At 36.2% G+C, this 6875-nt stretch carries 6 protein-coding genes; 2 read left to right on the top strand and 4 right to left on the bottom strand.

What is annotated here, in order from left to right; genetic code table 11:
• The coding region (locus F6K22_RS26060) for a sulfite exporter TauE/SafE family protein (protein WP_293104733.1) at nucleotides 1–676 on the top strand (676 nt) is incomplete at its 5' end.
• A gap of 610 nt (nucleotides 677–1286) precedes the next feature.
• Nucleotides 1287–2021: a PEP-CTERM sorting domain-containing protein gene (locus F6K22_RS26055; protein WP_293104731.1), complete on the top strand. Its 735-nt coding sequence runs from the start codon at nucleotides 1287–1289 to the stop codon at nucleotides 2019–2021.
• Nucleotides 2022–2321: 300 nt separating this feature from the next.
• On the opposite strand, the gene cobJ is transcribed toward F6K22_RS26055, so the two are convergent.
• From cobJ to F6K22_RS26035, 4 genes are all read right to left on the bottom strand, one after another.
• A complete protein-coding gene (cobJ, locus tag F6K22_RS26050; RefSeq protein ID WP_293104728.1) occupies nucleotides 2322–4676 on the bottom strand; it encodes a precorrin-3B C(17)-methyltransferase in 2355 nt (784 codons plus the stop codon).
• A gap of 300 nt (nucleotides 4677–4976) precedes the next feature.
• Nucleotides 4977–5198: a hypothetical protein gene (locus tag F6K22_RS26045; RefSeq protein WP_293104725.1), complete on the bottom strand. Its 222-nt coding sequence runs from the start codon at nucleotides 5196–5198 to the stop codon at nucleotides 4977–4979.
• Between the two features lie 457 nt (nucleotides 5199–5655).
• Nucleotides 5656–5799, bottom strand: a complete 144-nt coding sequence (locus tag F6K22_RS26040; protein ID WP_293104722.1) for a hypothetical protein — start codon at nucleotides 5797–5799, stop codon at nucleotides 5656–5658.
• Nucleotides 5800–5854: 55 nt separating this feature from the next.
• Nucleotides 5855–6463 (bottom strand): cytochrome b/b6 domain-containing protein, encoded by a 609-nt coding sequence (locus F6K22_RS26035; protein ID WP_293104719.1) that lies wholly within the window; start codon nucleotides 6461–6463, stop codon nucleotides 5855–5857.
• Between the last annotated feature and the right edge of the window lie 412 nt (nucleotides 6464–6875).

Here is a 6875-nt window from a genome sequence, read left to right as displayed (position 1 = left end):
AGGACTTGGTTTTTCAACTATATGCTTGCCGACCATGGCAACTTTTCTCGATCCAAAAATAGCTATACCTTTAGTTATTGTACCTTCCCTCTCAAGTAACCTCCTGGTGATGGCACAAGCTGGAAGGTTTCAAAATGCAGTTAGTAATTTTTGGCCTATTTATGTCTCCACTTTCCCAGGGTTACTTCTGGGGGTATATGTTCTCAATTCTATAGAAGGTGCAATTAGTCGAGCTATTCTGGGAGCTATTTTATTTCTCTATGCTCTATGGGCGTTGCGATCGCAACCTATTATCCTTTCTGAGAAGATGATGAAATGGCTGATTGTTCCTGTAGGATTTACAACAGGGATAATAAATGGCATCACAGGTTCTCAGATTATGCCTATTTTGCCATTCTTACTTGCTTTAGACCTAAATAAAGAGATTTTTGTACAAGCGATCAATCTTTCTTTTACCCTTTCAAGTATGATTATGCTGTTTCTATTGGGTAAAATTGGATTGCTGCAGCCATCTCTTTTAAGTATTGCTGTGGTGGGTATTTTGCCTGTTGCTATAGGTATCAATCTTGGTAGTAGGTTGAGAAAAAGGTTGCCAGAGGAGAAATTTCGCACGGTGGTTTTGTTGTTTTTGTTGGTCGTTGGTTTAAGTTTGATTATTCGGTTTCTCTATAATTAGCTATTCAGAATAAGTAAACAACTACGTCATTGCGACTGTAACGGAGTGGAAGGAAGCAATCTCAGGGGTTGTGCGAGATTGCCCTATCCTCGCAATAACGACTTTCTAACAGGATTCTATATTAATGATAATAGAAAACATCTCCTACAATTTCCAACAATTATCCCGATTTTTAAAGATTCAGTAAAGTTACGGAAAAAGAGTTGACATTTAGGAATATTTGATGGTAAATACAAATACTTTAATATGAAGATTCGATAAAGTTTTCTATGATTTTTACCTACTTTTATGAAAATTCAGTGAAGTTACGAATAAATTATTTACATTTAGGAAAAATTGATGTAATCAATAGATACTTTAATATGAAAATTCGGTAAAGTTGTGCATGATTTTTGCCTATTTGATGAAGATTCAGTGAAGTTGTGAATAAATGCTTGCTTTTTTCAGAATGTCTGTGTCAGTATATTTGTAGTGAGGTTAATCAAAGATATTTAACTCATAACAAAGTTAAACAAATATTCATCTAGAGAGCAGAAAAATTATGAAGACTCAGACTCAAATACCCCAAAAAAATTTTTTAAACTTTTTACGGTCGTAGACCGTAAAAAGTTTGGCTAATGCTTTGAGTGCCAATAAATATGTAATAGGAACAGTAATTACTTCTGTTGGTTTAGCAGTAATAAATTCCCCAGTTCAAGCTGCTTCAATGGGTGTAGTTGATTTTGAAACTGGATTCACTGATGGTCAATTAGTTAACAGTGTTACTGCTGATAATGGTAATGTATTAACTTTCGGGATAGGAGATCAAGCTCCTACATCACTTCCTGAAATTGCACAAATTGGAGGTCCATTGACGGCTTTTAGTGCTAGTGACGGCGCTACTCTTCAGTCCGAAATTGGCAATTTCTTCCTGACCGATGGGTTACCAGGAGCTAGTAACTACTTTATTGAATTTAGTCAAGCTGTATCAGAAGTTAGTATAGACCTTCTAGATTTAGATGCGTTATCTTTCAATGGTGGTCCTGGTGTAGCGACTGTAACAGTATTTTCTGATAGTTTTTCAACTGTTATTAATTCTGAGGACTTTCTAGGTTCCACAGGCCCAGTAAGTTCAGAAACTCTTGATACCTTCAGCATTAGTGGTAATTCAAATGCTATCAAATCTTTGTCTATTGTTTATAGTGTTAATGGAAGAGGAGATACAGGAACTGGAATTGATAATATCACTTTTACACAATTTGAACCATCTCAAGGAGGATCTCAATCAACACCTGAACCCGCTTCAATTTTAGGTTTATTAGCTGTTGGTGCTGTTGGTGCTGGTTCCAAGTTAAAGCGCAAGTAGAGTTATCAAAGTTATAAATCAGGACTTACGCTCCAAGCGCCATATCTAGTAAGGGCGAATGCCATTCGCCCCTACATATGGCGTATAATTGCATATTTTGCGTAAGTCCTGTAAATATTAGGTGAGAGCGATCGCTTATTAGTTTCAGGAGCGATCGCCACTTTTTGATAACTATAGCACTACGCATTTAGGACATAGGTAGTGGGAGCATCTTGCTCCCGTGTTAGGGGTTTTAGTCTTTACTTACTATTACTATGTAGGATTACTTTTTTTTTAGTCACTATCTAAAATTAGTTCAGATTAAAATTGGTTATTAAATCCTAAATAACCCCTGGGTGTAATCATCCGATCGCTATAAATTTCTGTAGATTGATTACCAATTAAAATTACAGTCAACATATCAACTGAAATCTCCAATAATTTATCCAGACTTGTTAAAGTAATTTCTTCATTTTCTCGATAAGCAGAACGCACAACTGCTACTGGAGTTTCTGGTTGACGATACTCTAAAAAAATATTCACTGCCTTAACTAATTGTTCTGTTCTATTCTGAGATTTAGGATTATAAATTGCCACGACAAAATCTGCCATTGCAGCAGCATTTAAACGTTTTTCTATTACCTCCCAAGGTGTTAATAAATCGCTCAAACTAATAGCACAAAAATCGTGCATTAATGGCGCACCAACTCTCGACGCAGCAGACTGTAAAGCGCTAACTCCTGGAAATATTTCTACTGCCGGATTTTTGCCATCCCAACCTTTTGCTTGAAGTTGTTCTAAAACTAATCCTGCCATGCCATAAATTCCACAATCTCCAGAAGAGACTACTGCCACAGTTAAACCAAAGTAGGCTAATTCAATTGCTTTTTCTCCCCGTTTTCTTTCTTGAGTAATTGGCATTTTTTCGACTATTTGTCCTGGATTGAATAAAGGTTTAATCAAGTCAATATAAAGAGAATAACCAATTACAACATCTGCATAACTAATGGCAGTTTGAGCTGCGGATGTCATCTGGTCTAGTTGACCGGGACCTGTACCAACTAATAATAATTTTCCGGTTCTGCCTGTATATTCTTTTTCAGCTAAAGCAACAGCAATAGTCATTGCTCCTGGTTCACCTTCGAGGCGGAATATTTGTTTACTAACTAATAAATTTGTCGAAGATTTTAAGAGATTTTTTTCTTGTTGAAGCAGAGAAAAAGACTCATCCGTACATCCGTGAAAATCTGTGTCTTGCTGTTGATTTTCCTCCGGGTGAAGTTCCCCTTGTAAAGGTAATTTTGATTCCGGTTGATTATCTCTTATTTCTCCCTTTTGAAATAATAAGAATGAATCATCAGTGCATCCGTGAAAATCTGTGTCTTGCTGTTGATTTTCCTCCGGGTGAAGTTCCCCTTGTAAAGGTAATTTTGATTCCGGTTGATTATCTCTTATTTCTCCCTTTTGAAATAATAAGAATGAATCATCAGTGCATCCGTGAAAATCTGTGTCTTGCTGTTGATTTTCCTCCGGGTGAAGTTCTTCTTGTAAAGGTAATTTTGATTCCGGTTGATTATCTCTTATTTCTCCCTTTTGAAATAATAGGAATGAATCATCAGTGCATCCGTGAAAATCCGTATCTTGCTCATATTTCTCCTGTTTTGCTCCTAAAATAGCTGCTGCTTCAGCAACACTAGGAGTTCCTACTTCTGCTGCAACAATATTAGAAGGATTAGGTACTTCAACACAGTTTAATAACTCCGCTGAAAATGTCCGTAAAGGTAAATTTCGTTCCTGACAAAATTCTACTAATCCTATTTCATCAGCTTTAATATTAATAGTGGCAATACCAGCGATCGCTCCTTCTGCTAAATGATGAGTGCGAAATATTTGCTCGATACCAGTGGCAATTAATTTTTTAGAAGTTCCTCTTTCGCAACCAACTCCTACCCATAATACTCGCGGGTGCCACTGAACTTTGGGTAAATCTGAATCTGGTGAAAACTGTCTGTGAGTAAAACTAATCCAAATTCTTGCTTTGGGAGTAGGGGATGGTTCGCCTATTTCTGGAAAATCAAAGTAAAACGGATGTTGCTCCGGTAGATGTTTTTGCCACAATGTCGAACCTACTTCCTGAAGCACCTGTACAGTTTCTCCTCTGGCAACCACTGCACTAACTTTATTCCAGTCACCTTCCCCACGTTGCCAACCAAAAGGTTTACCCAAAATATCGATACCAGGTAATTCTAAATTATGAGATGCTCCTGTAATAACTGGGGTAGCGTTGAGGAGGGGAGCAACGATATTGGTTAGTTTATCCGCACCTCCCTGATGTCCGCTACATAAACTAATGACAAATTTACCCGCTTCATCCACAACAACTACTGCTGGGTCGCGATATTTATCTTGCAAAAGTGGAGAAATTAAACGGACGACTGCACCACTAGCAAGACAAAAAACTATTGCGCAATAGTTTTGCCAAATATTTGTCAGATGATTTTTCAGAGAGTCAGTGTAAACCTGGGTGTTGGGAGGGAGGTTGGCAGTTTTTTGACAAGACTCTGGTATCCACAGAGTTGCTCCTAATGTTTGGCAAATAGGTTGTAATAAATTTGCTGCTGTAGGAGTTGTAGCGATCGCTGCTATTGGTTGAAATTCTTGGGCAATTAAATTCATGTTTTAGGTGTTTAGGTATTGGGAATTGTATTTATGATTCAATAATTCAACTTATACCTAGAGGAGACATTGGTCAAGTCGCAGAAATTCAACGCAGTTAACCCTAGCTACCATAATAGAAGCTAAGGATTTTGAGAAAGCAGATTCAAAAGAGCAACAATTCTAGATTAATAGTTTTAGCTTTTTTTCAACTGAGGTGTTGCAGTTTTAGTATTGTTTCCTATACAAACTGCAAAAAAATATGATGAACTAAAACTACCAGTATGAATACACTATACTTATCCAACTCTGTTAGTTTCTTTAAATAATAGCACTATAAAGTTTGGCAAAATAGTTGAGATAATTTTTCAGAGACTCAGTGTAAACCTGGGTATTGAGAGGGAGGTTTACTATTTTTTGACAAGACTCTGGTATCCACAGAGTTGCTCCTAATGTTTGGCAAATAGGTTGTAATAAATTTGCTGCTGTAGGAGTTGTAGCGATCGCTGCTATTGGTTGAAATTCTTGGGCAATTAAATTCATATTTTAGGTGTTTAGGTATTGAGAATTGTGCTTATAACTGAATTTATACCTAAAGGAGAAATTGGTCAAGTCCCATAAATTCAACACTTGGGACCCATATCTACAACAATAACGCGCGAAGACTTCTGTAACTATTGAACAATAAATAAATAGAACATCAATCTTTGAAATCAAAAAGCTGAAATCTTTACAGGTAATAGTTTTGAAATTTCATCGTTCTTCCCTAACTATTGGACAATAGTATAAATAAAACATCAATAATCGCTCTATGTCGCGATCGCTCTTATTCCAGAGCAATAACTATTGGACAATAGTATAAATAGAACATCAGTAATCCCTCTATGTCGCGATCGCTCTTATTCCAGAGCAATAACTATTGGACAATAGTATAAATAGAACATCAGTAATCCCTCTATGTCGCGATTAAGCTCCGGAATGGATGTTAAGAACGCTACTTTCATGCAACAAAACCTGTACTGAGTACAATCATGCACATTAGAGTTGCTCCCAACGCTTGGCAAATAGGTTGTAATAATTTTGCTGCTGTTGGAGTGGTAGCGATCGCCACTATTGGTTGAAATTCTTGGGCAATTAAATTCATTTGGATTTAATTTTCCTTTTATAAATAGTCTCTAAGAAGAGGTAATTATTAATTATTAAATTCTAGGGTGTTTTAACCAAGCTATAATTTTTTCTAGCCATAACTTCGGACTTTCTTGGGGTAGATATTTTGCATTGAACATGGATAAAATTAGAGGATATCCACCTACTTTAGCACTCATTAATAAGTGAGTAGCGATCGCCAATAACATAATTAGCCAACTTATCAGATGCAGGGAGTACCAAAAATGATACATTTCGCCATTAGGCAACCAATTTTCATCTTGTAATTTTCCTGAACCTATTGATAGTATTGCTGAGAATAAAATTGTGGTATTGACTACGCGATGCAGTCTATACCACCAAATATTTTTACCCACGTTATTTGTCAATTTTTGCCAATCATCTGATTTTACTAAACGGTTTCTGCCGAGTTTAATGCTAACTATAATAAATCCCAAAAATACAAAGAATAAAGCAAAAGCAAAAGTTCCATGGATATCTATTAAACTACGGTTTTTGATAGTCAAACCGACTTTGCCAAATCTACCATCCCAACTGTCATAAACTAAAAAACCTGTAATTACACAAGCGATTACCAATAAAGCATTAATACTGTGAAATAAACGGAGTAAAAAAGGTTGATAGGGTTGAGTTTTTGACATAAATTTTTTCTATTCTTTTTATCTTCTATTTTTCAGTATGACAGCTTTTCTTTTGTAAGCATTCAGCTATTAGCAATCAGCTCTCAGCTTTTCCTGAGTCATGCTGCGCAAAAAGATGCCTGAAAGTAATACCATTTTCATAAAATATTGCTACAGTGACAGAACAGATAAAAAGAGATAGGGAACGCCGGAACTAGGAAAGATAAATAGACAAAAAATGGATCAAAAAGCTTTAATATTGACAATGAATGCAAGCCATAAAGTATTAAACTGTAGGAATAAATCACAAATTAGAATGTAACAGCCTTTTTTGAATTTGGTATAATACTTACTAAGTTTAGCTGATGACCTTTTTCGTGTCGGACTTTTAACTCTCCTTGGAGACTAATTCCTATTTCTAGCTGACGGCTGA

The organism is Okeania sp. SIO2F4 (assembly GCF_010672385.1).
Lineage (GTDB): Bacteria > Cyanobacteriota > Cyanobacteriia > Cyanobacteriales > Microcoleaceae > Trichodesmium.
The sequence above is the reverse complement of the archived record's forward strand: the minus strand, read 5'-3'. Positions and strand labels throughout refer to the sequence as shown.